Source organism: Thermococcus sp. 21S9, from assembly GCF_012027635.1.
GTDB lineage: Archaea > Methanobacteriota_B > Thermococci > Thermococcales > Thermococcaceae > Thermococcus.
The window spans coordinates 850,977-875,294 of record NZ_SNUS01000001.1; the positions used below are offsets into that span (position 1 = coordinate 850,977).

Consider the following 24,318-nt stretch of genomic DNA (forward strand, 5'->3'; position numbering starts at 1 on the left):
CAAAAGTTTTATATCCACAAACCATCAATTAGCTATAGCGGGTAAACTAAGGGCTATCCCCAACAGCCATCACGGTGATTCGTATGACCAGAGAGGTGTGGCAAGTTCGCAGGGTCAAGACCGGGATTCCCGGTTTTGACGACCTCGTTGAGGGAGGATTCCCCGAGGGAACCACGGTCCTTGTAACCGGTCCCACCGGAAGCGGTAAGACAACGTTCGCGGTTCAGTTCGTTTACAAGGGTGTTGAGCTCTACGATGAACCCGGAGTAATAGTCACCCTCGAGGAGAGAGCGCAGGACCTCAGGAGGGAGATGAGGACCTTTGGATGGGACATAGAGCAGTACGAGCGTGAGGGCAAGATAGCCATTGTGGACGGCGTCAGTGCCGTCGTGGGGCTTCCCTCGGAGGAGCAGTACGTTCTTGAGGGAAACCTTAACGCCGAGGACTTCTTGAGGTACGTCTACCGCGTTGTTAAGGCAATCAACGCCAAGAGGCTTGTCATAGACTCGATTCCATCCATAGCCTTCCGCCTCAAGAAGGAAGAGGAAATCCGGGAGATGCTCCTCCAGCTCAACACGATACTCCTTGAGATGGGCGTCACGTCAATCCTCACGACCGAGGCCCCCGACCCGAGCAGGGGCAAAATCAGCAGGTACGGCGTCGAGGAGTACATCTCCAGGGGCGTCATTCTGCTCGACTTCATCGAGAGGGAGGTTGAACTCAAGCGCTATCTCTTAATCAGGAAGATGCGTGAGACCAGGCACTCGATGAAAAAGTACCCCTTCGAGATAACCGAAGAGGGCATAGTCGTTTACCCGAGCGGGGAAATCTACTGACACCCAAAATTTTTTAAGGCCCTCCGCTTTTACTATTTTCGATGGTTCAAAAACGATTATTGATAATTGTTTTGTTGTCATCACTCCTGTTCGTTTCCCTTGCGCTTAGCCGTTACTCCCCGGAAAAAGACTCCTTCACGGGCCTTTGCGTTTATTCTTCCGGCTCCCTCTCCGTCCTCTACAACGGCACGGTCACGGTAGCACTCGGAAGGCCCCTCGAACTTGGAAAGGCCTACACCGTCGAGGGCAGGCTCAGGACAACCAACCGCGGTCTCTGGATGGACGTCTCCACGGTAGTCCCTGCAAACGTGACGTTTCCCTTAGAAATTATTGAAGGGGCCTACCGGTACTCCAACGGTCCGATTCTGCTCACTCCTTCGAGGGTCCGCCTCGCCTATCCAATCAACGCCTCCAAGGGAAGCCTCGTGAGGCTTGAGGGCCTGACCTACGGCTCGAAGTTCTATCCCCTCAATGTTGAAGAGCTCGGCTATTTGAAGGAACCCAAAAACGGCATGCCCTACCCCCTCGAGGGCGTTGTCATCTACGGCGGAAACCCCGCAACGGTCTGGAACGGGAGCGAGGAGTTCAGGGTTTACCTCCCCCACGACCTTTCCCTCAGACCGAGCCTTCGCGTCAGAGTCCTCGGCGTTGCGAGACTTTACTCGACGATTACCCTCTACGTCGGTTCCGTCAACGACGTTAAGGTCCTTGGGCCTGCAGAGAAAAAATCCATCAATCTGGCGGAAACTGGGGAGATAGCCACCGGTGAGTGTCTCGTTATCAAAAGTACCTCCCGCTACCTGAAGCTCAACTGCACGGGCTTAAGGCTCTACGGCTTCAGCGCGAGAACCGGCGATACGGTTCGTTTCGAGGCCCTGAGAAGAAAATCCAGCCTGTTCTGCCTGGACTGTTCCGTCACGAAACCCCGGGAAGAGTTGCCCAACGGCATCTGCTCCTTTGAAGATGGCTCCTTCGCGAGAATCTCTGGAAAAGTCACCTGGGTAAAGGTTTACAGGAACGGCTTTGGAATAGCCAACATCACCAACGGCACCTGTTCCGTTCTCCTTAAGCTCCCATCGAGGCTCGGTGTTTCCCTGATGGAAAACGAGAGCGTAACCGCCTACGGCTTCTTCACGACCTACAGGGGAAAGCCGGCGTTTGAAGTTCAATCGGGTGAGGACCTTTGCTCCGGGAAGCACTGTTAGGCCTCCTGCTCGGCACTTTCACGGGAATAACTCCCGGAATCCACGTGAACACTTTGGCTTCAATGCTCCGCGGTTTCGGCCTGAGCGCGGTAGCTCTCTTTGCGATGGGACTAACGCATACGTTCCTCGATGTAATCCCTTCAACCTTTCTCGGCGTTCCAGACGAAGGAACGGCCCTCGGCGTTTTGCCGGCTCACAGGCTCGTGCTCAGAGGTAAGGGCCTTGAAGTCGTCAGGATAGCGCTCATCGCGAGCTTTCTGGCGGTTCTCTTCTTCCTCCCCCTGGTTCCCCTCTACATCCGCCTCGCTCCCCGCTACAGGCCGGCCTTTGGAAAGCTCACCGTCCTGCTCCTAATCCTTCTCCTCGTCTTTACCGAGAGGGGCGTGAAAAAGATTTATGCGCTCTTCATAATTCTCCTCTCCGGGCTTCTTGGCCTTTTTATTCTCTCACTCCCGCTGAATGAGCCTTTCTATGCGCTCTTCACAGGACTCTTCGGCGTTCCTGTCATAGTCTCCTCCCTCCTGGCTGGGACCAGGAGAGTAGAGCCCGGCAGTCCTGAGCTTGAGATTACTCCCAAAAGGCTCGCCCTGTTCTCTTTCATGGGGACGCTCTTCGGTATGCTGGCTTCCCTCCTCCCTGCCTTCACGGCATCGCAGGCGGCTCTGCTTGGCTCGTTTATCTCTCGGGACGAGCGCTCGTTCCTGGCAATCGTCTACTCCGTTAACACCGCCAACTTCCTCTTCGCCTTCATCAACTTCCTCACAACGGGAAGGGAAAGAAACGGAGTGGTGACGCTGATGGAGCCCTTGGGTGTCAAAGCCCTCCCGGCGTTCTTCATCGTTGCGCTCTTTGTGGGCCTTGCAGTTCTCATTTACGGCGAGCCCCTTGCTGAGCTTCTGGCGGGGGCCCTTTCGAGGCTCCCGTACCGGTTTATCAACCTCGCCGTTCTGGCGTTTCTGATTCTCCTGGCCTTCATCTTCGACGGCCTTCCGGGCCTGCTCGCGCTGACGGCTTCATCGATTGTTGGCTATCTGGCCGTTATCCTCGGGGTGAAGAGGACCAACTGCATGGGCTCCCTGATGCTCCCGGTCCTGCTAAGATGAAACGTCAGGCGGACTTCTCCTTCATAATCCTCTGGAACTCGGAGTAATCCGTCACGATTCTCTTGCCGTCGAGGGTCTCGAAGTACACCTTCTTGACCTTAATCTTCTTGACGTCGGTGTACTTCATCTCGGGCGGGTCGTAGGAGCCTGGCTCGACGACCTCGTCCTCAACGACGTAGGTCTTCAGCTCGGGCTGGCCGATGTATTTCCAAACCTCGTAGAAGACCTCGGGCTCGAGGTGGATTTCGCCGTCGAGCTCAATCCAGTCGGCGCCAATCTCTTCCAAGAACTCCTTTACAACGTCGAAGTGCATAGAAACCACCGCTCTAATATAGGGCTCCGGGGGTTAAATACCTATCGCCGGGCAGGTTTTTAAACCCCCTTCTCTAACCCCTCCGGTGGTGAGAATGGCGAGGGTAATCGTTGACGCCCAGGCGGCGAGGGCCATAGGGAAGGGCGCGATGATAGTCTTCAAGAAAGGTGTCGTGAGAACCGAGGGTGACTTCGAGCCCGGAGACATAGTCGAGGTCTACACAAGGGGAGGGAAGTTCCTCGGCAGGGGCTTCGTCAACCCCAACTCGAACATAATGGTTCGCCTGCTCATCAAAGATAAAGACACCCCGATAACGAAGGAGCTCTTCAAGGAGAGGATTAGGAAGGCTAACGAGTACAGGAAGAAGGTTCTCGGCTACGACAAGGCTTACAGAATGGTCTACGGCGAGGCAGACTATCTACCGGGCTTAATAGTCGACCGCTTCAACGAGATAGCCTCGCTTCAGATTTCGAGCGTTGGCATGGAGAAGTTTAAGCTCGATTTGGCCGAGGTGATAATGGAGGTCGAGCCTGAGATAGAGACCGTCTTCGAGAAGAACACTGGGCGCTCGAGGAGAAGGGAAGGACTGCCCGAGATAGAGCGCGTTCTCCTCGGTAAGGAGAAGTACAGGACGATAATAGAGGAGGGAAAGGCCAAGTTCATCGTCGACATGCGCGGTCAGAAGACGGGCTTCTTCCTCGACCAGCGCGAGAACAGGATAGCTCTGGAGAAGTACGTCAAGCCGGGAATGAGGGTTCTCGACGTCTTCACCTACACCGGTGGCTTCGCGATACACGCGGCGGTTGCCGGGGCCGAGGAAGTGGTTGCCGTTGACAAGTCCCCACGGGCAATTGAAACCGCCAAGGAGAACGCCAGGCTCAACGGTGTTGAAGATAAAATGAAGTTCATCGCCGGTTCCGCATTCCCCGTTATGGAGGAGATGCTCAGGAAGGGCGAGAAGTTCGACATAGTTATCCTCGACCCCCCTGCCTTCGTCCAGCACGAAAAGGACCTCCAGCGCGGGCTTAGAGCGTACTTCAACGTGAACTACGCCGGCTTGAAGCTCGTTAAGGAAGGCGGAATCCTCGTCACCTGCTCCTGCTCCCAGCACGTTGACATGCAGACGTTCAAGGACATGGTCATCGCCGCTGGGGCAAAAGCCGGCAAGTTCCTCAAGATGCTCGAGCCCTACAGAACCCAGGCCCCGGACCACCCGATACTCATGGCCTCGAAGGACACCGAATACCTTAAGTGTCTCTTCCTCTACGTTGAGGATATGCGCTGAAACTCGGGGACGATGACGAGAAAGCACCTCCACTGAGACCGGCGTGAGTGCTGAGACGCCCACGGTCCGAGTCCCTTCGCTTTTCTTCTTCACAGCCCGAGTATCAAACTATGCCTCCACCGCGTCCCAGCTTTAAAGCGGACGTCTCTCACCGAGTAGCCCAGCTTTTCTCCCTTCTCGGCTATAACCCTTATCAGCTCCTCCTTGTCGGGCAGGAAAAGGGCCACCCTTCCGCCGGGCCGTAGGTAGTCCCTCGCTTCCTCAATAAGTTTCACCGAGAAGGCCTCGCCGTACTTCCCACCGCCAACGCCTTCCCTCTCCGTTAAAACGCCCCTCGTCGGCCTCTCGTAGTATGGGGGAGCCGAGAAGATGACGTCGAAGCGCTCTCCCTCGGGAATTACTCCCCTGATTATTCCCCCGTCGCTCTTGATTAGCCTGACCTTTGTGCCGTTACGCTCGACGTTCCTCCCCGCGTACTCGAAGAACTCATCGTCCAGCTCTGTGGCCGTTACCTCGCAGTTGAAGAGCCTCTCAGCCATAAGCGCCATCATGGCGGTGTGCCCGGTTCCAATCTCCAGAACCTTTTCTCCGCCCCTCAAAAACGTCTTCAGGAAGAGGTAGCGCGATATCGGGGGCGTTACGAGACCGCGCGGGTGGTATTCTATCTCCAGCCCGAAGAGGGCCTTTGCTATGGCTCTGTTGTAGAGTATTCTGGCTTTTCTGTTCGAGAAGTCGAGCCTCCCGCGCTCGTCCACGTAGTTTTCCAGCTCCGGAAAGAGCTTTACCGCTTCCCTCACAGGCAGTCCGAGTTTTCCGTCCTTCCAGAGGGGCATGGAAAGAGGTGGAAACCGAAAAGAAAAGGCTTTCGCTCAGCGCAGGGCGAGGTAGGCCATGACCTTGGCGTCCTCGACCATGTTGTCAATCTTCGCGTATTCATTCGGCTGGTGGGCAGTTTCGTCGAGCGTCGCCCAGACGACGGCCGGAATTCCCTTTCTCCTGAAGAACGCCGCGAAGGTTCCACCGCCTATGCCACCAACCCTTGCTTCCTTTCCGCGTAGCTCCTTTATCGCCTCCTTCAGGAGCTTCACTATCTCACTGTTTGGGTCCGTCGGCGGTGCCGGGTCGCCCCTCTGGAGGACCTCCACCTCGATTTCGGGGAGAACCTTTCCGTCAAGCTCCTTCCTGTGCCTCTTCTTAACTTCCTCCGCGACATCTTCGACGTCCCTGAGGATATCGTCGAGGCTGTACCTTGGCAGAACCCTGCAGTCGAAAACGACCTCGTGCTCGCCGGGAATTATGTTGGGGCTGTCGACCGGGTTCCCTCCCCTCGTGGGCTCGAAGGTACTCTCCGGCGGGTCAAAGAGTTCGTCCCTCTCGCTGTACTTCTCGTGAAGCCTTTTGTCGAGGTTGTAGGCCAAATCGAGTGCAACGCGGTGCGCGTTTAAACCTTTGTCCGGCATGCTCGCGTGCACCTGCTGACCCTTGACCCTGAGCTTGAACCAGAGGATTCCCTTTTCGGCAACCTCTATGAACGTTCCGTCCTCGTTTCCGCCGTCCGGGACGAGAACGAGGTCGTCTTCTCTGAACAGCTCTGGGTGCTCCTTCATCAGCCACCCGATTCCGTACTTGCTCCCTGTTTCCTCGTCGCTGACGAAGGCCAGAATGACGGTTCTCTTCGGCCTTATTCCGAGGTTCATCATGGCCTTCACCGCGTAGAGCGAAGCAACCAAACTCTGCCCGTTGTCCTCGCTTCCGCGCCCGTAGACCTTGCCGTCCTTGACGACCGGTTTGAAGGGCTCTGTAACGGTCCACTTGCTCAGGTCTCCAGGCGGAACGACGTCGATGTGCGTGAGAATCCAAAGCCTTTCGCTCTCCTCGCCTTTCTCGCCGTAGTAATAGGCCAATATGTTCGGCCTGACCCTGTTCTTGGCCCTCTCGTCCGGGGCGTTGTAGACCTCGACCTTATCGAAGGACCAGTCTTTGATTATCTCAAGTAGCTTCTGCGCCTTGTCGTACTCCCCCTCGTAGCCGTAGTCGGGGCTTATGGCCGGAATCTTAATCAGCTCGACGAGCGTCTCTACCATCTCGTCCCTAAGGTTCTCTACTTCCTTCAGAACCCCTTCGAATTCCATTAGAACCACCGCCACTACTTCTCCCCGGAGCTTAAACCGGTTTCGGAGCGCTTATATACCCCACCGTCCAAACCCTACCGTCCGCAGAGGATACGGAGGTGAGTGAGTGATAGAGATAACCTTCCTCGGGAGCGGGGGCGGGAGGTTCATCACAATAACCCAGTTCCGCTCCACGGGGGGATTCCACATAAGGGCGAGCAGGAACGTTTACGTCGACCCGGGACCGGGAGCGCTCGTCAGGAGCTGGCGCTACAAGCTCGACCCGAGAAGATTAGATGCAATCTTCGTCTCCCACAGGCACGTTGACCACTGCAACGACCTCGAGGTTATGGTCGAGGCCATGACCGGCGGTGCGCTCAAGAAGAGGGGAGTGCTCATAGCTTCGAAGAGCGTCGTCTACGGCGACGAGACTCATACACCCGCGATAAGCAAGTACCACATTGAGGTCCTTGAGAGCGTCCACACGCCAGAGCCGGGCAACAAGATAGCGATAGGCGAGGAGGAGTTCCTCATAACCCCGAGCCAGCACTCGGACCCCACAACCATCGGCTTCCGCATGAAGACCGCCTACGGCGACATCTCCTACATCCCGGACACGGCCTACTTCGACGGCCTGATAGAGTGGCACGACGGGGCGAGGGTTCTCATAGCGGCAATAACGAGACCGAGGGACATGGGAATTCCTTACCACCTCAGCACCGACGATGCCGTTGAGATGCTCAAGAGCATGGAGAAAAAGCCCGAAGTACTGGTAATGAGCCACATCGGCATGAAGATGCACTTCGCCAACCCCTATAAGGAGGCAAAATACATCGAAACGGTAACGGGCGTCAAGACCTACGTCGCCAAGGAGGGCTTCAAGGTCATGATAGACAAAAGGGAAATAGCAGTCAGGACTTTGAGGCCCGCACGCTTTGTTTGAACTTTTCCACTTCTTTTGCAACCGTTCTGTAGGCCAGCTCGAAGAGCTCGTCCCTTCTCTTCTCGCTCGGCCCCTCGACGACGACGCGAATCTTCGGCTCCGTCCCGCTCGGCCTGACAAGAACCCACGAGCCGTCCCTCAGCTGGAAGCGGTAGCCCGAAATCGTAAGGATTTCCTTGATTTCCTCCCCTAAGGCCTTCTCAAGCCCTTCTCTGGCCTTCTCGATGACCTTCCCCTTGAGTTCGTCCGGGCACGGGACGTTTTCCTTCCTCAGGTAATAGACCGGAATCTCCGAGACGAGCTTTGAGAGACTTCCAGCTTCGTCAATCATCTTAATCAGGAGCGCCATCGTCACGAAGCTGTCAATCCAGTTGCCGAACCTCGGGTGCACAAGCTTCCAGGGTTCGCCGGCGAAGATGGCTCCATATTTCTTTATGCCGTCGTGGGGCTGGCCGAGTGGGACTCTAACGACCTTTCCCCCGGCCTTTTCAACCACCTCGTCTATTCTTGACCCGGTGTTTATCGACGTAACAACCGTTCCCCCGCCGTTTTCTTCGACGTAGTGCCTGGCGAAGAGCGCTATTACCGTGTCCTCGTCAACGTAATTACCTTTCTCGTCGAAGACCGCTATCCTGTCGGCGTCGCCGTCCTGTGCTATTGCCAAATCAACGCCGAGTTCTCTAACCAGCTCCCCGAGGTAGGCGATGTTTTCATAGCGAGGCTCCGGTTTTCTTCCGGGGAAGTGGCCGTCGACGTGGGCGTTCACGCTTATCACTCTCGCCCCCATCTCGCGGAGCAGGTAAGGCGCTAAAACGCTCCCAGAGCCGTTGGCCCCGTCGTAGAGGACTTTAAGGCCCGTCTCGTGGTTTACGAAGTCGAGAACAGCTCCAATGTAGTCGTCTATAACGTCAAGGGGTTTAACCGTTTTAATCTCGTTCCACTCCGCTTTTTTGAAGTTCCCTGAGAAGATTATCTCCTCAAGCTCCCTCTCCTGTTCCACGTAGAACTCGGTCCCGTCGCCGTTGAAGACCTTTATCCCGTTGTCGGTCGGAGGATTGTGGCTCGCGGTAATCATAACTCCCGCGTCGCCGTGCTCCCTCGTTGCCCACGCCAGAGCCGGAGTCGGAATCAAATCGGCATCTAAAACCTCCATTCCGCTCGCGAGCAGACCGCTTATCAGAGCGTTCTTGAGCATGATGCTTGAGGTCCTCCCGTCCCTCGCGACGACCGCTTTTCCGCTCCTGTAGGTTCCAACGGCCATTCCGACCTTCAATGCGAGCTCGGGAGTTACCTTCTCCCAGAGCCTTCCCCGAATCCCCGCGGTGCCGAAGAGTCTCATACCACCACCGGCTTTAGTTCGCTCACGGCTTATAAACGTATATCGCCAGTCCTTTGTAGTTCACGAGCCTCATCTGTTTGGGCACGGAGTCACCGCTCAGGGGCAGAATCACGAGGGGAACGCCTGTCTTTTTGCTTAGCTCGACTATTGGCTTCATTATCTCGGGCGTTGGCCTCACGGAGTAGAGAACGACCGCGTCCCTGTAAAGTTCGAGCCTTGGCTCAAAGAGGTCGTCGCGGACCGCTTTTATGCCGGCTCTCCTCGCGTTCTCAACTACCTTTTCGTTCCAGTCTATCGCCAGAACGTCGTAACCGAGCTCGCTCAGCCTCAAGGCTACCTTCGTCTGGAAGCCTATGCCAAGCTCAACCGCCTTTCCCTGCGGGAAGTTCTGTGCTATGAAATCGGCGAGGGTTTCGAGCATGTTTTAGCACCGTTTCCACCTCCTGCACGTTCCTTAAAAAAGGTTTGAAGCCAAAAGTTTTATACACCTACCGTGACCATATACCACTAAAGATGAATAAACTATCGTTAGTGAAAGACAGGGGGAAGTAAAATGAGGGAGGAGGAAATCATTGAGAAGCTCCAGAAGCTCGGACTCACGAAGTACGAGAGCTTAGCGTACATAACCCTTCTCAAGCTCGGCCCGAGCAAGGCCACCGACATAACCAAGGAGAGCGGAATTCCACACACGAGGGTCTACGACGTCCTCAGCTCGCTCCACAGGAAGGGCTTCGTTGACGTTATGCACGGGACTCCGAGGCTCTACCGTCCGGTTAATCCTGAGGTCGTCCTCGAGCGCATAAAGGAGGAGTTCATCGAGGACATCGAGAAGCTCAAGGAGGCGTTCGTCGAGCTCTACAAACAGACCCACGGCCAGGAGTTGCCCGAGATATGGACGATTCTCGGCTTCGACAACACCCTCGAGAGGGTTCAGCACATAATAAGGACCGCCCGCTACGAGGTTCTAATCAACACGCCCTACGAGTTCCTTGAGCTTCTCAGACGGGACATAAAGGCCAGAAAGGACGTAATCTTCGTGATAATCACCAACCTGCCCGATGAAATCCCCAACTGGCTCAAGGCGGACAACATACTCCTTGCGAGAACCGGCGGTGCCCCCTGGCTCATGGCGAGCTGGATAATCGGCGACGCGGACTACTCGATATTCTTCGGCGCGATTCCCAAGGACAAGAGGCGGGAGAAGTTCTACTCCTTCTGGGCCAAGAGCCCGAGGGCCGTCTTCCAGTACATGCACTGGTTCTACACGATTTACTTCGACAACAGCGAGGTTGTTAAGCCCATCAACTACGAGGCCCTCTCAAAGCCCCTGACGCTCGTGAACGTCAGGACCCTCATCACGATACTCAGGCACGTTGGCCTTCCGAGGGAGGCCGAAATCGTTGGAAAGCTCGTCGATACGAGGGAGCCGGTGGAGCTCCACGGGAAGATTGTTGACTACGAGTACACCCCGCTGGTTGCAAACGTCACAATCGAGGCCGGTGGCAACCGCTGGAAGGTCGGCGGAATAAGCAGTTACGTCGAGGACGTCGAGGGCGAGAAGTTCATACTCCTTGAGTGATGCCTATGCGCGTCCTCATACTCTCCTTCGAGTACCTGCCCGTTAAGGTTGGCGGTCTGGCGGAGGCCGTTACGAGCATAGCTGAAGGTCTAGTCGAGCTCGGCAACGAGGTAATCGTCTTCACCCCCGACCACGGACGGACCCTCGGCGAGCCGTTTCTCACATTCAGGCTCTCCTTCGAGGGCAGAACCGTCGAGATAACCGCCAGAAAGCGGGAGCAGAACGGGGTCACGGTTTACACGCTCTCCGGCGACGTTCTCAACACCGACGTCTACCCGGACTGGGAGACCCTCCTTAGGAAGGCAGTCCTCTTCGGAAAAGCTTCGGCAGGTCTGCTTAACCACATCATCGAGGGTTTCAAGCCCGACGTCATCCACGCCCACGACTGGCACACCGTCTTTGCCCTCGGGCTTTTGAAGAAGTACTTCGAGTTTAGGACCGTTTTCACAGTTCACAGGCTCAACAAGGCCAGGATTCCTGCGGGCTACTTCCACGAGGCCAACCTGGGCGAGCTCGCGCCTTACCCCGAGATAGACCCCGAGCACACCGCCTGCTACGTAGCCGACGCGGTAACGACCGTTAGCAAAAGCTACCTCCTCGAGGAATGGGACTTCTTCAGGAACTTCGACGGCAAGGTGACGCACGTCTTCAACGGCATAGACTGCTCCTTCTGGAGCGAGGAACTCCTTGAGAACGCCGATAAACCCCGGGAGGAGCGGAGAAGGCTAATCCTTGAGCGCTTTGGTTTGAGCGACGGAAAGGCCTTCATGTTCATCGGTCGCTTCGACAGGGCCCAGAAGGGCGTTGACACGCTCCTCAGGGCGATAGAGATACTCTCCGGCGACCCCTCCTTTAAGGAGATGCGCTTCATCATCGTCGGCAAGGGCGACCCGGGATTGGAGGCCTGGGCCAGGGCCGTTGAGAACCGCTTCCCGGAGAACGTCAGGGTAATCACCGACGTCCTGCCGAGGGTAACCGTTAGAGAACTCTACGGCTCCGTTGATTTCGTGGTGATTCCCTCTTACTTCGAGCCCTTTGGATTGGTTCAGCTTGAGGCGATGTGCCTTGGGGCGATTCCAATAGCGAGCGCCGTCGGGGGACTCAAGGACACGATAATAGACATCAACACCGACCCTGAGAACGCCACCGGAATCCTCGTCCCGCCGAGAGACGCCTTTGCCCTCGCGAGGGCCATGGTTTCGGCTAAAGAGCTCGACGAGGGAACCCTCGCGAGGCTCCGCGAGAACGCCAAAAGGCGCGCGAGAAGGGACTTCACCTGGGAGAAGGCCTGCAGGCGCTACCTGCTCGTTTACAAAGGAGCAGTGGACAAGGCGATGCCCTTCCTGCTCTAACGCCAGCCGAATTCGGCTAAAAACTTCCTCTTCAACCTTTTTATCGTCCCTGAAACTCCGAGCGTCCGGAAGATTGCCCTTGAGCCGTTTATCTCCGTCACGAGGGTTAGAGCAAAGCGCAATTCCTCAACGTGCTTTCTATCAGCCCGAACGATTCCGGTTTGGCTTTTCTCATCGAAGCGTATGAACCAGGGCTTTGCTTTGGCCGAGCCGAGGACTCCGAGCGTTGAGAGGCTCGCCTCCCATATCGCCCTCTTGACTTCGTCCTTCCGGAAGGGCCTCTCCCCAATCAGCTGGAATGCTATGTAGCGGTGCTTCTCGCGGAGCGTCGGGGGCAGGTACTTCGGCTTCTCCCTCATAGGCATCGGACAACTTTGCCCGCCAACGTTTTTAAGGCCTGCCCTCAGGTTAGGGTTGGCGAGGGCTATGGTATGGGAGACCCCTTACTTCTCGTACGCCGTGAGGGAACTTCCGAAGGGCTGTCAGCTCTGCGTTAGAGGTGAGAAGCTCGTCCTCTTCACCACTGGGAAGTGCCCGAGGGATTGCTTCTACTGCCCGCTGAGCCCCTGGAGGAGGGAAGATGTCGTTTACGCCAACGAGAGACCCGTTAAGAGCGTTGATGACGTCATCGAGGAAGCGATGATTCAGGAGGCAAAAGGCGCGGGCGTCACCGGCGGGGACCCCCTCGCGAGGCTCGACAGAACGGTTCAATACATACGCGCCCTCAAGGAGAACTTTGGCGAGGACTTTCACGTTCACCTCTACACGACAGGTGCTTTAGCGACCAAGAAGAACCTTGAGAAGCTCTACGATGCGGGCTTAGATGAGATACGCTTTCATCCGGACATCTTCAACCCGAACTCGAAGCTCTTCAAAGTAGAAATCGAGAACATAAAGAACGCCTTCGACTTTGACTGGGACGTCGGCGGGGAGATTCCCTCCGTCCCGGGTCAGTTCGAGAGAATGAAGTGGTACGCCGAATTCCTCGACAACCTCGGCGCGAAGTTCCTCAACGTGAACGAGCTGGAGTTCAGCGAGACGAACCTCAGAAACCTCCTCGACAGAGGTTACAGGCCAATAAGCGACGAGAGCTCGGCTATAAAGGGTTCGCTCGAACTTGGACTCAAACTCCTCGAGTGGGGTGAAGAAAATACTTCGCTGAGCTACCACCTCTGCACCGCGAAGCTCAAGGACGCCATCCAGCTCAGGAACCGGTTGCGGAGAATGGCGAGGAACGTTGCAAAGCCATACATGGAAATCACCGAGGACGGAACGCTCCGCTTCGGAATTGCCGAATACGACGACCTCGACGAGCTTTACGAGTTCCTCGTCAGCGAGGCAGAGGTTCCGGAGGAGTGGCTCCACATCAACCGCGAGAGGGGCAGAATTGAGATGCCCGAGGAGGTGGCTTTAGAGCTGGCCGAGGCCATCGAAGGCGACGTGAGGTTCTTCATCGTGGAGGAGTACCCAACCTTCGACCGGATTGAGGTCGAGAGGATTCCGTTGCTCTGAATTTCTCCTTCGTTACTCTTTTGAGTTGTTACTTATGGGGGCGTAAGTGACTTACGGGGGCATAGGTTGTAAGGGCTTCGAAAAGGTTATTTACCCCCGGGAATATTAACGGCCATGCGGGTCTTTGTTAGAGACTACCTCCTCCCATGGGCGTTCATCGTCGTCTTTTGGGTTGCCCTCTGGCTTATCATTCCCCCACTGAGGGAAGGCCTAAACGCCGTGAACCTCTTCGCGGTTTTCCTCCTTCTCATTCCCTTCCTCCTCGTGGCGCTTCACTTCGTCGGTAAGGCACTCGAACGCTACGGCTACTCGCGTGAAGACATCAGAAGATTGCCCGAGATAATCGAGAAAACCCACGGCAGGCTCTACCTTCCGAAGGAGGTTTTCAATATCGTCGGCGACGCCCTTATATTCTGGGGTATCTTTTCCTGGGCCCTTCTGGCGACTGGAGACCCGATAATGGGACTTCTCAGCGGAATAGCGATGTTTGCTGTAATCTTCGCCTTCTTCGTTTTTCTCATCTCGATGTTTATCTGGGTTATTATCTTCCCCTACTCCCTTTACAGGCTCTTTACCGGGAGGGAACCGGACAGGGGATTTTTGATTGAGATTCCCATAAAGCAGAACCTCATCTACACGGCAATCCTCGTCGCTGTCAGGCTCATAGCGCTCCATTCAAACTATCCGGCGGGTGATGATTTCATTGGGAAGATGATTGCCTTTGGAAGAAAAACGGAGCTGGTAAGCTTGCTCCTTGAGCTTTCAGGCCTAAACTTTCTGTTCAGTATAACCGGCCTCTATCTTCCGAGGAAATCTCGGAAACTGACCGCTCTGGCGCTGACAGTCATCGTGGTCCTTCAGCTTTGGATTGCATGGAGAATTGTTTTCGGTTAGACTTGAAAAAAGAGTTTGGAAAAAAAGGTAAACTTTCTCACTCCACCTTCTCAATCCCTATCTTCGCCTGAACCTCTGACCACTCGACGACGTAGCCCTTCGCCTCGCCGAAGACCACCTCGGTCGCCCTGGTTTCCTTCTTTATGTAGTCGAGGTTCTCTTCGAGCAGTTCGCGGTTCTCGTCGGTGGTCTCTATGGTGACGACGATTCTGTCGTTCACGTCGAGGTCAAGGCGCTTGCGCATCTCCTGTATCCTCCTGACGAACTCCCTGGCGAGGCCCTCGGCGAGGAGCTCTCTGGTGAGGGTCTTGTCCACGAAAACCCTTCCTCCCTCGAACTCTTCGCTGACAAAGAAGTCAGGCAGTTTCTCCTCGATGGTCAGGTGCTCCCTCGTGAGGTGGAAGGTCTTGCCATCGATTTCCACGTCCATCTCGCCGGCCTCGTAGAGCTCCCTTCCGTGCTCGTTTATCCAGGCTATCACGAGCTTTGCGTCGCCCTTGAACTCCGGGCCAACTTTCGCGAAGTTGGGCTTGATGACGAGCTCGCGCTCGACCTTCCCGACGACCACTTCTTTGGCGTTGAGCTGGTCGCGCAGGATTCTGTTAAGCCTCTCAACGGCTTTCTTTACCGTCTCGTCCTCGGTCTCGACGATTATCCTCCTGACCGGGTAGCGGAGCTTTATCCTGGCCCTCTGCCTCGCTGAGGAGCCGGCCTCGACTATCTTCCTAACAGCCTCCATCTCGCGCTCGAGCTCCTCGTCTATGGCATTCTCGTCGGGCTTCGGCCAGTCGAGCATGTGGACGCTCTCCACGCCGAGGAACGGCCTGAGCATGTTCTGGTATATCTCCTCGGCTATGTACGGGGTAAACGGGGCCATTAACCTGAGAAGGACGTCGAAGACCTTCCAGACGGTGTAGTACGAGGCCAGCTTGTCCGGGTCGTCGCCTTCAACCCACATGCGCTTCCTGATTAGGCGAACGTACCACCTGCTCAGGTCCTCGACGACGAAGTTGTATATCGCTCTCGTCGCTTTCGTCAGCCTGAAGGTCTCTATTCCCTCCTCCACGTCCTTTATGAGCCCGTTCACCCTGCTGAGTATCCACCTGTCCTCTTCGCGGAACGGAAGCTCCTCGGGCTTGAGCTTCGTCGGGTCGAAGTTGTCAAGGCTCATGTAGGTGGCGCTGAGCACGTAAACGTTCCAGAGTATGTTGAGCATCCTCTTGACCTGAGCCAGGCCCTTCCAGCTGAAGCGGAGGTTCTCCCAGGGGTTGGTGGCCCAGAGCATGTAGAACCTGAAGGGGTCTCTGCCTTCCCTCTGGACGACTTCCTCGGGCCTTATGATGTTGCCGAGGCTCTTGCTCATCTTGTCGCCCTTCTCATCCAAAACGTAGCCGTGCATGGCCACCTTTCTGTAGGGGACGGTGTCGAAGGCTATAACGCTGGCGGCCTGCTGGGAGTAGAACCACTTCGTAACCTGGTCTTCGCCCTCGACTATGAAGTCAGCCGGCCAGAGCTTCTCGAAGAGCTCCTTGTTGCGCGGGTAATCAAGGGAAGCCCAGCTCGCTATTCCGCTGTCAAACCAGACGTCAACGACGTCCTTGACACGGCGCATCTCCTTGCCGTTGACCTTTATGATGAAGGCATCGACGTAGGGCCTGTGCAAATCTTCTGGGCCAAGCTTCTCCTCTATGACTTTGAGCTTCTCCTCGTAGTTTTCCGGAAGCTCTATTCTCTCGCCGTTAACCTCTATCGCAACGGCGAGCTTGACAAGCTCCTCAAAGCTTCCAACGACGTATATCTCGCTGTCCTCGCTCTGCCATATCGGGAGCGGTATTCCCCAGTAGCGCTGTCTGCTTATGACCCAGTCGCCCGAGTTCATAACGCCGTTGTCGTAGCGCACCTTCACCCAGTCTGGATACCAGGTGACCTTCTCGTCGTTCTCCTTGATTATCTTGTCCTTCACCTTGCTGACCTTGAGGAACCACTGGTCTGTGGCGCGGAATATGAGTGGGGTCTTACAGCGCCAGCAGTGCGGATACTTGTGCTCTATTGTTCCGGCCTTCACGAGGTAGCCCTTCTCCTTGAGGTGCTCTATTATCTCTGGGTCAGCGTCCTTTACATAGACGCCCTTCCACCTGCCCTCGGTGTAGCGACCCTGGTCGTCCACCGGGCTGTAAACGGGCAGACCGTACTTCTGCCCGACCTCGAAGTCCTCCTCACCGTGGCCCGGCGCGGTGTGAACCAGTCCGGTACCGTCCTCAAGCGTGACGTGCTCGCCGAGGATTACGCGGTGAGCCCACTCGTACCTCTCGCGGAACTCCTTTTGCCTCGGATACTCGTCCATGAGGACGTGAACGTATCTTACTCCCTCAAGCTCCTCGCCCTTGAACTCCTCGACTACCTCGCCCTTGACCCCGACCTCGCTCAGAACGCGCTCGACGAGGGCCTTCGCGATTATCCAGTACTCCTCGCCGTTCTCTGTCTCGACCCTGACCTTCGCGTAGTCGTACTCGGGGTGAACGGTAACGGCTAAGTTGGCGGGAAGCGTCCAGGGCGTTGTCGTCCAGATGAGGAGGTACTCGTTCTCCTTACCCTCGACCGGGAACTTGACGTAGATGCTCGGGTCCTTCCTGACCTTGTACTCACCGCGAACCTCGTGCTCGGCCAGAGCGGTCTCACAGCGCGGGCACCAGTGGAGAACGCGCTTGTCCTTCTCCAAAAGCCCCTTCTCCCAGGCTTTCTTGAGGGTAAACCAGCCCGATTCGATGTACTCGTTCTTTATCGTCATGTAGGGGTTGTCCCAGTCCATCCAGATTCCGAGCATCTTGAACTGTTCGGTCATGACCTTGAGGTTGTTGAGGGCGAACTCCTTACACTTCTTGATGAAGTTGTCAACGCCTATCTCGGTCTCGATGTCCTTCTTGGTTTTGAGCCCGAGGGCCTGCTCGACCTTGACCTCTATCGGCAGGCCGTGCATGTCGAAGCCCGGCTGTCTGCGAACGTTGTAGCCCTGCATAGTCCTAAAACGGATTATCATGTCCTTGATTATCTTGTTCCAGGCCGTTCCAAGGTGTATCGCACCGCTCACGTACGGCGGTCCGTCGAGGAAGTAGTACTTCGGGCCGTTTGCCCTGCTGGCCTTGACCTTCTCGTAGGTGTCGTTCTCCTTCCAAAAGGCCTCTATCTTCTCCTCCAGCTTGCCTGGGTTGTATTCCCTAAACTCCGGCTCCTTAATCATCCCAGAACCCTCCAGAAGTGATAGTTAATGCTAACCCAGAAGAGGGCTCAAGCCTCGAAACGGGCGGAGCGAAGGATAAAACACTCCCCCCTCATGGGTATCGGGCCAGAATTGGGAAGTTAGCTTATAAGGTTTTCTGCCGAGTTTTTTCGGTGGTGGCATGAGAATCGCGGTTGGCTCTACCAATCCGACGAAGGTTAAGGCCGTTGAGAGGGTTATGAGAAGGATTTACGGCGACGTTGATGTCATAGGGGTTGAGGTTGACAGTGGCGTCCCAGACCAGCCGATTGGAATCGGGGAGATAGCGAGGGGTGCTATAAACAGGGCGAAGAGGGCACTGGAGAAGACCAACGCCGACCTCGGCGTCGGAATAGAAGCGGGAATCTACCCCTTCCCCGGAACGCTGACCGGCTACCTCGACGTCCAGGTCTGCGCGGTGGCGAGTCCCGATGGGCTGGTAACAATCGGCCACAGCCCCGGCTTCGAGTATCCACCAGTCGTCATAGAGAAAATCCTCAAGGAGGGCGTTGAGGCCGGTGTGGCGATGGGCGAGCTCGTCAAAGACCCCGAACTCAAGAGGAAGGTCGGTGCGATAGGCGTTCTGACTGACCTCCTCCCCTGCCAAGGCGAGGGTTCGGCTTAACCCCTCGCCAATGACGGGGAGGTTCGAGGGGTCCTCATCAGAGAACCCATTACAACGGGTTCTTCGAACCCCTCTGGCCGGGCCTTCGGCCAGTTACCCCTCCTCTGAGCGTAAAGACCGCTCAGATTCGGGGTTATGGTTTTGACAACCTTCTTCAAAATGTTAAACGCTCCAACTAAATCCGCGTTAAAGACGAGCCCCGTTGTGGGACACTTAAATAACCCACGAACAAAACGAGCCCCCTCGTGGGGCTTCCCGCAAACGAGGCAAAGCTTAGAAGTAAAAGCCTCATTCACGACTTCGACAGGGATACCATACTCTTCAGCAACTTCCGTTAAGCGTTTGATAACGTAATTAAACCGCCAGACGTGAGAGAGGAGAAAATTCTGCCTCTTGCCTTTATCGGAGTTTCGAGCTATGCCCTTTGGATAACCGACGATAATCTTAGAAACACCAAGCTCGTAGAGTTTCCTCACGGTTTGCCTTACCGCCGTGTTAATATAGTGTTTAGCCTGAAGTTTGGCCTTCTCATGCATTTTCTTGAGCTTCCTACTCGTTTTAGCCCCTGATTTATTGAGTTTGGATTGATACTCGGCAATCTTCTTCCTCCAGTAAAAGTCAATGCTCTTTAACGGTCTCCCATTCACGAGGAAGCTTTCTCCATTCTCCACATAAACGGCTATGAGATTGTTCACTCCCAAGTCAATTCCTGCAAAGAGGTTCCCTCTTGGAGTTCTTGGGAGTTTAATCCACTCCCCGCCCTCAAGTTTTTCCTCGACTGTGAGGCTTACGTGAGCATACCACTTCCGTTTTACGGGGTCGTAGATGATTTCTAAGCGTCCTTGCTTCCCCTTCAAGTGTATTCTACCCTTGAACTGGATTTCAAGGCGTTTAAACTTTCCAAGGCCTTTTAGAATGAGCCTATTCCCTCCAATCCTGTACTGGTCGTTTCTGAGAATGATTAGGGGTTTTCTCCTTCCGTCTTCTTTGAGATAGTTTGGCGGTTTTGGTTTAAGCCAGTTGGGAAGTTCACCATTCCGCTTTTTCCGAAGGAGGGTGAAGAATGAACGCCAAGCTTCAGCGTTCTTCCTCGCTATTTGTTGAACGGTTGAAGAACCGATTTCCCGTTTGAATTCTTCATAAACGGTTTTCTCAGTCTTGTTAAAGTCCACGATTTGTCCTTGGAAGAACTGTTGGCGTCGTAAATAATTTACCCGGTTCCATGCTTTGGCTCCAAGGTCGGCTAACTGGAAGAGTGTTTTTTCTTGCTCTTTTGAGGGCTGGAGTTTAAGAGTCACTGTTCGCTTCATTTCAAAGTATGGTATGAATTTTAGGCTTTAAAAGAGTGTTGTTTTCTCGCTTAAAGACTGTTGGGTTGTTTACTGCATCCCCGTCCTAAAGGGCAAGGCTTTCAAAAGAAAAATGTAAAGGCCTGCTCACGAGGACGGAACTCAACGAGATAGCCGTTTTGATGGCGATGATACCGAGGATGAATCAGGAAATGTTCTTCGGGAGAAAATGAGGCTGTGCCCTCCCCGACCGTCCCCCGGTCACTCCTCCCGGAGGCGTGAGAGGGGAGGGCGGTTAAGGTTAGGTCGGTGAGAATTTTAAGCTTTTGCGGAACTCACGTGTAAACATTGCCAACGGTATGGTTTTATAATTCCCTTCATAAATAGTTGATGGGGAGAGGCATGGCATCTGATGTGAGCGCTATTGAGATGATGTTGAAGACCAATGAGAAAGCCAGACGCTCAGTTAGCGAATGGATTGTTCAGCTCGCGAGAAAGATTCATGAGAGTCCGGAGGATATAGTGTGGTTTTTTGAGATGCGGCAGCGCATGAGGGAACTTGAAGAGAAAGCTAAGAGGATTAGTGATGAAGAGCTGGAGCTTTGGGAGAAGGAAATAGAGAAAGAATTAGAGAACTCTGAACCAGTAGAACAGAGCCTTGAAACGTTGATAGAGATTGGCGAGAGGAGTTTTAGGAAGTTCAAGCGCATCGAGGTGAAGCTGAGGGAATTAGGGGTTGTTTGAGATGGCGGATAAAATCAGGGTTGTTTTGGACACCTCGGTTCTGATTAGCGCATTGAAAACTAAAAATCCGAAACGTTCTCCGGCATGGAGGGTTCTTAAAGCGCTGAGGACGGGTGAGATTACGAATTTCATTTCAAAGGAAATAGCTGAAGAAATGCAGGAGAAATTACTTGTAATTGGCGACGAAGTTGGAAGGCCAAACGTTGCTGACTATATACTCACCCTTGTACTGAACAAGAGCATCATGGTTCGTCCTCGGCGAAAGTTCTCCGATGACCCTGAGTTCCTAAAGAACCTGAGGGACCCGAACGACGCTAAGTTCTTTGACGTGGCCTACGTCAAGAAAGTGGATTATATTATCTCAGAAAACACGAAGCACATCGTCCAGATGAGGGATGAAGCTACCAAAACTTATCGTTTTGATGGAAGAAAAGTTAAAATCCTGAGGGCGGGAGAATTTGTAAGAGAAGCCTTACGATGAAGCTTTCTCCTCGACCTGCCTCTCCTCCTCGGGCTCGCCCTTTCTCCTGCTCTCGTTCTTGATGACCTGTATCACGTAGTCTATGAACTTTCTGACCTCCTCAAGTTCCTCCTCCGGGATGTCCTGAATCTTCTTGTTCTTGCTCTTGTAGGTGAGCAGTTTGAGGAGCGCGAGCCTTCCGAGGGCCGTCCTCGTGCTTATCTCCCCGTTCTTCCAGTCGCGCCAGATGGCGTTCGCTATGCCGTAGAACTCGGGGATGCTGTCGAGTCCCGGGTCGCCGACGTCAATGACCTCCTTTCCAAGGTACTTGTAGCGCTTCTCCTTCTCCTCCTTTGATAACTCCTTGATGCGGTCCTTTATGTACTCGTGCACCATGACAATCACCTCCACTTTAAGAATGGGCGAAAGTTTTTATTAACCTTTCGTTAGTTTTTCCTTATCTCGTTCCAGACGCCTGCCATTATGAGGAACGCGCCCGCTAAGGCCCTCCTCGTGAACCTCTCGCCAAGAAGGATGAAGGCCGACAGGGAACCGAAGATTGGTTCCATCGAATAGATGAGCGCCGCCTTGTATGCCGTCGTGTATTTCTGGTACTTGACCTGAAGGGTGAAAGCCACAACCGTCCCGAAGACGGCCGTGTAGAGCAGTCCGAGCCAGGGGAGCAACTCCCTTGGAAAAACCCTGGGCTCAAAGGCCAGCGCGAAGATTAAGGAAAAGATGAAGTTCCAGAAAATCTGCCAGAAGGCCAGGCTGAGGTAGTCCTTCTCGCCGAAGCGCTGGACGAGGACTATCTGAAAGGCAAAGCTAACCGCGCAGAGGGCCGTGAGGAGGTCGCCGTAGCCGATGCTCGAGCTTGCCCCCGAGATGAGGTACAGTCCTGTGAGGGCGATGGCGAGCGACAGAACATCTCTCGCTTTTACCCTCTCCCCGAGGAGGAAGTATGCTATGAAGGGCGTGAACACGACGTAGAGAGACGTTATGAAGGCCGAGTTCGATGCGGTGGTGTACTTGAGGCCGACAATCTGGAAGCCGTGGCCGAAGAATAGCGTGAGCCCGAGGAGGAAACCCTCGCGCATAGTTTCCTTCCTGAGGACCTTCGAGCGGAAGAGAATGAGCATTAGAAGCGACGCGATGCCGAAGCGGTAAGCCAGGAAGAGAATCGGAGGAAGGTAGTCCAGACTGACCTTCATCGCCGGAAAGGTGAAACCCCACATCGCTGTTATCGTGAGAAGTATGAGCTCGGCCCTCTTCATCGAGCCGAGTTGCTACCGGAATTTAAAAAGCTACTCCCCGGGTCCGTTGATACAGGACATGTTCATTGAAAGGAGCATCTCCACGTAACCGCTTTCGAGGTTCTGGCGGATTTTGCCGGCCAGCTCTCTGAGCTCTTCCTCTTCGAGCGGTTTCTTCGTTTTCAGCCACTTTATCAGCCCGTCCCTCTTGTCAAGGATTACGACGTCCCCTTCCGTGATGAGCGGGACGTAGTTCATCTTTACCCCGTAAAGCTCCTCCGCGAAGGCCAGCTTCGCCCTCAGCAGTTCGAGGTAGTTGGCCAGCTCCTCCCCAAGGAGTTCCCTCAAGAGCCTCTTCATTCTCCCACCATCTGTGCTTTGCTGGACAGGTTTATTAACCTATCGGGCAGATGTGGGTAGGAAAAGGCGATAAGGGTTGGAGACGTATCACTCACGGTGAGACCATGTTCATGAAGTACGCCCACCACTTCCACGCCTATCAGCCGGGTGACATAGTTTACGTTAAAGACGGCGACGGCTCCGAGCCGATAGAGTACGAGGAGAGGAAGAGCCCGGTCGCGATTAGAATCGGCGATGAGGAAGTTAGGGGCGAGAACTGGACGCGGGCGATGCTCTACTCCTATGGGAGGATTTCCGATGTCCTATCACGGCTCAAGGGAGTCAGCGTTGATATCGAACCCTTCACGTTCCTCATGCTCCTTCGGTACGGAAGGAGGGCCTTTGAGAGAACCGTTGAGCTTCTTAAGAACCTTGACGCCGTTCCAACTGTTCCATTCCACCCGATAATGCCCCACCTCGATGAGTTTGAGCAGAGAATTCTTGCAAGGGTTTCCTTTGACTTCTACGCCCCTCTGATTGGCGACAAGAGCGTCATCGGCTACTGGCTCCCCGAGGCTGTGATAACGAGAAAGACCGTTCAACTCATCGAGTCCCTCGCCGATAGGAAGCTCGTCTTTCTGCTCGATGAAAGAGGACTCCTCTACGACTTCCCGCAGGCGAAGTACTCGTGCAACCGCTACTCAAACTCCTTCGTCTTCGGTCGTGAATGGGGTCTGAGCGACGCCTTCGCCTTCAACACCCTCGACGTTCCAGGGCTGGTGAGCGAGACCCTCTCGCGGAGGGACGACTACAAGGAGAACCTTGGCGTTCCCTACCTGGTCTTTACCGCGAGCGACCTTGAGAGTCTGCTCGGAAATCCGGCACAGCTCGAGCGCTTCGTTGCCTGGATGGAGGGCATTGAGAGAAACGGGGTTGAACTGATTTCGGCGCCTTCCTTCGTCTGGAAGAAGCTCTCCGGCGAGTTCAAGCGCCTTAAGGGCGAGTGCTCCTTCGAGATGCCGGTCAAGGAGTTCTCCAGCTGGAGCGACTACTTCGATTTGAGCCCCGACGGCAAGACGAGCGACTCGCGCTGGCTCGGTTACCGAAGGGCCGATGGAAGGGTCTTCGCGAGGGAAATAAACGGAAGAAAAATCTCCCAGCTCTGGAAGGTAGCATTCACGCGTCTTTTCGGCGAGCTCAACAGGACTGTGAGGCTCGGCGTTTTAAAGGGCCTGAAAGAGCTCAACGCCGACCCAGAGGGGTTCCTGGTCAGGTACGCGCGGGTCTTCTTCAGGGACTACTACGACTACTTTGGCCTGAGCACGTCTCTCAACTACGTCCTCGAACCTGTCAACGGCGATAGGGACGCCCTACCGCTCGGCAGGGCCTACTATCTGATGCTCCTCGCCAACCACTCCTGCCCGCGCTTCTGGGAGAACCTCGACACCCGCGTTGCCTTCTCCAACGTCTCGGTCATGGCAAAGGCTCTGATTGAGCTGATGAAGTATTTCGACGGAAGAGAAATCCAGAAACTGTTCATCGAGGCCTACTTAAAGCTCCTCAACTTCAAGCACCTCTACCACGTATGGAACCTTTCGGTAATGCCATCAATCGAGGGCTGGGAGACGAGTGAGGAAGCCTGGAGTGGTGCTTTAAAGCCGGAGGTTCCGACGAGCGGTTATAACATCGTGACGAGGTCTGCTCTCTACGTGGGGAAGCGCGACCTGAAGGGTGACTTGAGAAGCCTCATTGAAGGTTACACCCTCGAGTGGGCAGTTGCCGACGCCGGCCACATCCCCGGCGAGCGTCATGGCCTCTGGGAGAACCCCGAGTACTGCGAGCACCGTAACGGGTAGGTTTATATTTTGTTTTTCCTAATA

Annotated in this window: 24 protein-coding genes; 13 read left to right on the plus strand and 11 right to left on the minus strand. The window is 54.9% G+C overall.

Going from position 1 to position 24,318, the window contains the following annotated elements:
• Positions 1–83 precede the first annotated feature (83 nt).
• The 3 genes from E3E28_RS04880 to E3E28_RS04890 all read left to right on the plus strand — a co-directional run bounded on the left by E3E28_RS04880 (position 84) and on the right by E3E28_RS04890 (position 3,144).
• A complete protein-coding gene (locus E3E28_RS04880; protein WP_167914262.1) occupies positions 84–836 on the plus strand; it encodes an ATPase domain-containing protein in 753 nt (250 codons plus the stop codon).
• Between the two features lie 74 nt (positions 837–910).
• The gene (locus E3E28_RS04885) at positions 911–2,041 is read left to right on the plus strand and encodes a hypothetical protein (protein ID WP_240921653.1); all 1,131 of its coding nucleotides are present in this window, start codon (positions 911–913) and stop codon (positions 2,039–2,041) included.
• Positions 2,020–3,144, plus strand: a complete 1,125-nt coding sequence (locus E3E28_RS04890) for a tripartite tricarboxylate transporter permease (RefSeq protein WP_167914264.1) — start codon at positions 2,020–2,022, stop codon at positions 3,142–3,144. Before E3E28_RS04885 ends, E3E28_RS04890 begins: the two co-directional genes overlap by 22 nt.
• 4 nt (positions 3,145–3,148) lie before the next feature.
• Here the strand turns inward: E3E28_RS04890 and E3E28_RS04895 are convergent, their stop codons facing one another.
• Positions 3,149–3,457, minus strand: coding sequence for a DUF5748 family protein (locus tag E3E28_RS04895; protein ID WP_167915214.1), 309 nt, complete (start codon positions 3,455–3,457; stop codon positions 3,149–3,151).
• A gap of 94 nt (positions 3,458–3,551) precedes the next feature.
• On the opposite strand from E3E28_RS04895, the gene E3E28_RS04900 reads away from it, so the two are divergent.
• Entirely contained in the window at positions 3,552–4,742 is a 1,191-nt protein-coding gene (locus E3E28_RS04900) for a class I SAM-dependent rRNA methyltransferase (RefSeq protein ID WP_167915213.1), read from the plus strand.
• An 89-nt stretch (positions 4,743–4,831) separates the two neighbouring features.
• Here the strand turns inward: E3E28_RS04900 and E3E28_RS04905 are convergent, their stop codons facing one another.
• Positions 4,832–5,575 (minus strand): RlmF-related methyltransferase, encoded by a 744-nt coding sequence (locus E3E28_RS04905; protein WP_167914265.1) that lies wholly within the window; start codon positions 5,573–5,575, stop codon positions 4,832–4,834.
• Positions 5,576–5,611: 36 nt separating this feature from the next.
• On the minus strand, positions 5,612–6,874 hold the full coding sequence (locus tag E3E28_RS04910) for a M20 family metallo-hydrolase (protein ID WP_167915215.1): 1,263 nt from the start codon (positions 6,872–6,874) through the stop codon (positions 5,612–5,614).
• 106 nt (positions 6,875–6,980) lie between these two features.
• Between E3E28_RS04910 and E3E28_RS04915 the strand changes: the two genes are divergently transcribed.
• Positions 6,981–7,796, plus strand: coding sequence for an MBL fold metallo-hydrolase (locus E3E28_RS04915; protein ID WP_167914266.1), 816 nt, complete (start codon positions 6,981–6,983; stop codon positions 7,794–7,796).
• Here the strand turns inward: E3E28_RS04915 and glmM are convergent.
• A complete protein-coding gene (glmM, locus tag E3E28_RS04920) occupies positions 7,765–9,135 on the minus strand; it encodes a phosphoglucosamine mutase (RefSeq protein ID WP_167914267.1) in 1,371 nt (456 codons plus the stop codon). The genes E3E28_RS04915 and glmM overlap by 32 nt on opposite strands.
• 22 nt (positions 9,136–9,157) lie before the next feature.
• Positions 9,158–9,556, minus strand: coding sequence for a UPF0146 family protein (locus tag E3E28_RS04925; protein ID WP_167914268.1), 399 nt, complete (start codon positions 9,554–9,556; stop codon positions 9,158–9,160).
• Between the two features lie 132 nt (positions 9,557–9,688).
• On the opposite strand from E3E28_RS04925, the gene E3E28_RS04930 reads away from it, so the two are divergent.
• Both E3E28_RS04930 and E3E28_RS04935 read left to right on the plus strand, forming a co-directional pair.
• Positions 9,689–10,714, plus strand: coding sequence for a TrmB family transcriptional regulator (locus E3E28_RS04930; RefSeq protein WP_167914269.1), 1,026 nt, complete (start codon positions 9,689–9,691; stop codon positions 10,712–10,714).
• A 5-nt stretch (positions 10,715–10,719) separates the two neighbouring features.
• Positions 10,720–12,066, plus strand: a complete 1,347-nt coding sequence (locus E3E28_RS04935; protein ID WP_167915216.1) for a glycogen synthase — start codon at positions 10,720–10,722, stop codon at positions 12,064–12,066.
• Here E3E28_RS04935 and E3E28_RS04940 read toward each other — a convergent pair.
• Positions 12,063–12,425 carry a ribonuclease P protein component 2 gene (locus E3E28_RS04940; protein ID WP_167915217.1) on the minus strand — a complete coding sequence of 121 codons (363 nt, stop codon included), beginning with the start codon at positions 12,423–12,425 and terminating at the stop codon, positions 12,063–12,065. The two genes, E3E28_RS04935 and E3E28_RS04940, sit on opposite strands and share 4 nt — an antisense overlap.
• A 67-nt stretch (positions 12,426–12,492) precedes the next feature.
• Between E3E28_RS04940 and E3E28_RS04945 the strand changes: the two genes are divergently transcribed.
• A complete protein-coding gene (locus E3E28_RS04945; protein WP_167915218.1) occupies positions 12,493–13,578 on the plus strand; it encodes a radical SAM protein in 1,086 nt (361 codons plus the stop codon).
• 114 nt (positions 13,579–13,692) lie between these two features.
• The gene (locus E3E28_RS04950) at positions 13,693–14,472 is read left to right on the plus strand and encodes a hypothetical protein (RefSeq protein ID WP_167914270.1); all 780 of its coding nucleotides are present in this window, start codon (positions 13,693–13,695) and stop codon (positions 14,470–14,472) included.
• 37 nt (positions 14,473–14,509) lie between these two features.
• Here the strand turns inward: E3E28_RS04950 and ileS are convergent, their stop codons facing one another.
• Entirely contained in the window at positions 14,510–17,710 is a 3,201-nt protein-coding gene (gene ileS / locus E3E28_RS04955; RefSeq protein ID WP_167914271.1) for an isoleucine--tRNA ligase, read from the minus strand.
• 160 nt (positions 17,711–17,870) lie between these two features.
• Between ileS and yjjX the strand changes: the two genes are divergently transcribed.
• A complete protein-coding gene (yjjX, locus tag E3E28_RS04960; RefSeq protein ID WP_167914272.1) occupies positions 17,871–18,353 on the plus strand; it encodes an inosine/xanthosine triphosphatase in 483 nt (160 codons plus the stop codon).
• Here yjjX and E3E28_RS04965 read toward each other — a convergent pair.
• A complete protein-coding gene (locus tag E3E28_RS04965) occupies positions 18,350–19,663 on the minus strand; it encodes an RNA-guided endonuclease TnpB family protein (RefSeq protein ID WP_167914273.1) in 1,314 nt (437 codons plus the stop codon). The genes yjjX and E3E28_RS04965 overlap by 4 nt on opposite strands.
• A 369-nt stretch (positions 19,664–20,032) precedes the next feature.
• Here E3E28_RS04965 and E3E28_RS04970 point away from each other — a divergent pair, with 369 nt between their 5' ends.
• Both E3E28_RS04970 and E3E28_RS04975 read left to right on the plus strand, forming a co-directional pair.
• Complete coding sequence (locus tag E3E28_RS04970; RefSeq protein ID WP_167914274.1) at positions 20,033–20,386, plus strand: hypothetical protein; 354 nt, start codon at positions 20,033–20,035, stop codon at positions 20,384–20,386.
• Position 20,387: 1 nt separating this feature from the next.
• Positions 20,388–20,867, plus strand: coding sequence for a putative toxin-antitoxin system toxin component, PIN family (locus tag E3E28_RS04975; RefSeq protein WP_240921706.1), 480 nt, complete (start codon positions 20,388–20,390; stop codon positions 20,865–20,867).
• Here E3E28_RS04975 and E3E28_RS04980 read toward each other — a convergent pair.
• The 3 genes from E3E28_RS04980 to E3E28_RS04990 are packed head-to-tail and all read right to left on the minus strand — an operon-like array spanning position 20,859 to position 22,459.
• The gene (locus E3E28_RS04980; RefSeq protein WP_167915219.1) at positions 20,859–21,242 is read right to left on the minus strand and encodes a hypothetical protein; all 384 of its coding nucleotides are present in this window, start codon (positions 21,240–21,242) and stop codon (positions 20,859–20,861) included. The genes E3E28_RS04975 and E3E28_RS04980 overlap by 9 nt on opposite strands.
• 50 nt (positions 21,243–21,292) lie before the next feature.
• A complete protein-coding gene (locus E3E28_RS04985; RefSeq protein WP_167914276.1) occupies positions 21,293–22,120 on the minus strand; it encodes a DMT family transporter in 828 nt (275 codons plus the stop codon).
• A gap of 30 nt (positions 22,121–22,150) precedes the next feature.
• Positions 22,151–22,459, minus strand: coding sequence for a hypothetical protein (locus E3E28_RS04990; protein ID WP_042691315.1), 309 nt, complete (start codon positions 22,457–22,459; stop codon positions 22,151–22,153).
• A gap of 104 nt (positions 22,460–22,563) precedes the next feature.
• Here E3E28_RS04990 and E3E28_RS04995 point away from each other — a divergent pair, with 104 nt between their 5' ends.
• Positions 22,564–24,294 (plus strand): glycoside hydrolase, encoded by a 1,731-nt coding sequence (locus tag E3E28_RS04995; RefSeq protein ID WP_167914277.1) that lies wholly within the window; start codon positions 22,564–22,566, stop codon positions 24,292–24,294.
• Positions 24,295–24,318 lie beyond the last annotated feature (24 nt).

What these genes read in the sequence shown, in the direction of transcription:
- E3E28_RS04880 (WP_167914262.1), top strand. Translation starts at nt 84, where the DNA reads ATGACCAGAGAGGTGTGGCAAGTTCGCAGGGTCAAGACCGGGATTCCC.
- E3E28_RS04895 (WP_167915214.1), bottom strand. Translation starts at nt 3,457, where the DNA reads ATGCACTTCGACGTTGTAAAGGAGTTCTTGGAAGAGATTGGCGCCGAC.
- E3E28_RS04900 (WP_167915213.1), top strand. Translation starts at nt 3,552, where the DNA reads ATGGCGAGGGTAATCGTTGACGCCCAGGCGGCGAGGGCCATAGGGAAG.
- E3E28_RS04905 (WP_167914265.1), bottom strand. Translation starts at nt 5,575, where the DNA reads ATGCCCCTCTGGAAGGACGGAAAACTCGGACTGCCTGTGAGGGAAGCG.
- E3E28_RS04910 (WP_167915215.1), bottom strand. Translation starts at nt 6,874, where the DNA reads ATGGAATTCGAAGGGGTTCTGAAGGAAGTAGAGAACCTTAGGGACGAG.
- glmM (WP_167914267.1), bottom strand. Translation starts at nt 9,135, where the DNA reads ATGAGACTCTTCGGCACCGCGGGGATTCGGGGAAGGCTCTGGGAGAAG.
- E3E28_RS04925 (WP_167914268.1), bottom strand. Translation starts at nt 9,556, where the DNA reads ATGCTCGAAACCCTCGCCGATTTCATAGCACAGAACTTCCCGCAGGGA.
- E3E28_RS04930 (WP_167914269.1), top strand. Translation starts at nt 9,689, where the DNA reads ATGAGGGAGGAGGAAATCATTGAGAAGCTCCAGAAGCTCGGACTCACG.
- E3E28_RS04935 (WP_167915216.1), top strand. Translation starts at nt 10,720, where the DNA reads ATGCGCGTCCTCATACTCTCCTTCGAGTACCTGCCCGTTAAGGTTGGC.
- E3E28_RS04940 (WP_167915217.1), bottom strand. Translation starts at nt 12,425, where the DNA reads ATGAGGGAGAAGCCGAAGTACCTGCCCCCGACGCTCCGCGAGAAGCAC.
- E3E28_RS04945 (WP_167915218.1), top strand. Translation starts at nt 12,493, where the DNA reads ATGGTATGGGAGACCCCTTACTTCTCGTACGCCGTGAGGGAACTTCCG.
- E3E28_RS04950 (WP_167914270.1), top strand. Translation starts at nt 13,693, where the DNA reads ATGCGGGTCTTTGTTAGAGACTACCTCCTCCCATGGGCGTTCATCGTC.
- ileS (WP_167914271.1), bottom strand. Translation starts at nt 17,710, where the DNA reads ATGATTAAGGAGCCGGAGTTTAGGGAATACAACCCAGGCAAGCTGGAG.
- yjjX (WP_167914272.1), top strand. Translation starts at nt 17,871, where the DNA reads ATGAGAATCGCGGTTGGCTCTACCAATCCGACGAAGGTTAAGGCCGTT.
- E3E28_RS04965 (WP_167914273.1), bottom strand. Translation starts at nt 19,663, where the DNA reads ATGAAGCGAACAGTGACTCTTAAACTCCAGCCCTCAAAAGAGCAAGAA.
- E3E28_RS04970 (WP_167914274.1), top strand. Translation starts at nt 20,033, where the DNA reads ATGGGGAGAGGCATGGCATCTGATGTGAGCGCTATTGAGATGATGTTG.
- E3E28_RS04975 (WP_240921706.1), top strand. Translation starts at nt 20,388, where the DNA reads ATGGCGGATAAAATCAGGGTTGTTTTGGACACCTCGGTTCTGATTAGC.
- E3E28_RS04980 (WP_167915219.1), bottom strand. Translation starts at nt 21,242, where the DNA reads ATGGTGCACGAGTACATAAAGGACCGCATCAAGGAGTTATCAAAGGAG.
- E3E28_RS04985 (WP_167914276.1), bottom strand. Translation starts at nt 22,120, where the DNA reads ATGAAGAGGGCCGAGCTCATACTTCTCACGATAACAGCGATGTGGGGT.
- E3E28_RS04990 (WP_042691315.1), bottom strand. Translation starts at nt 22,459, where the DNA reads ATGAAGAGGCTCTTGAGGGAACTCCTTGGGGAGGAGCTGGCCAACTAC.
- E3E28_RS04995 (WP_167914277.1), top strand. Translation starts at nt 22,564, where the DNA reads ATGTTCATGAAGTACGCCCACCACTTCCACGCCTATCAGCCGGGTGAC.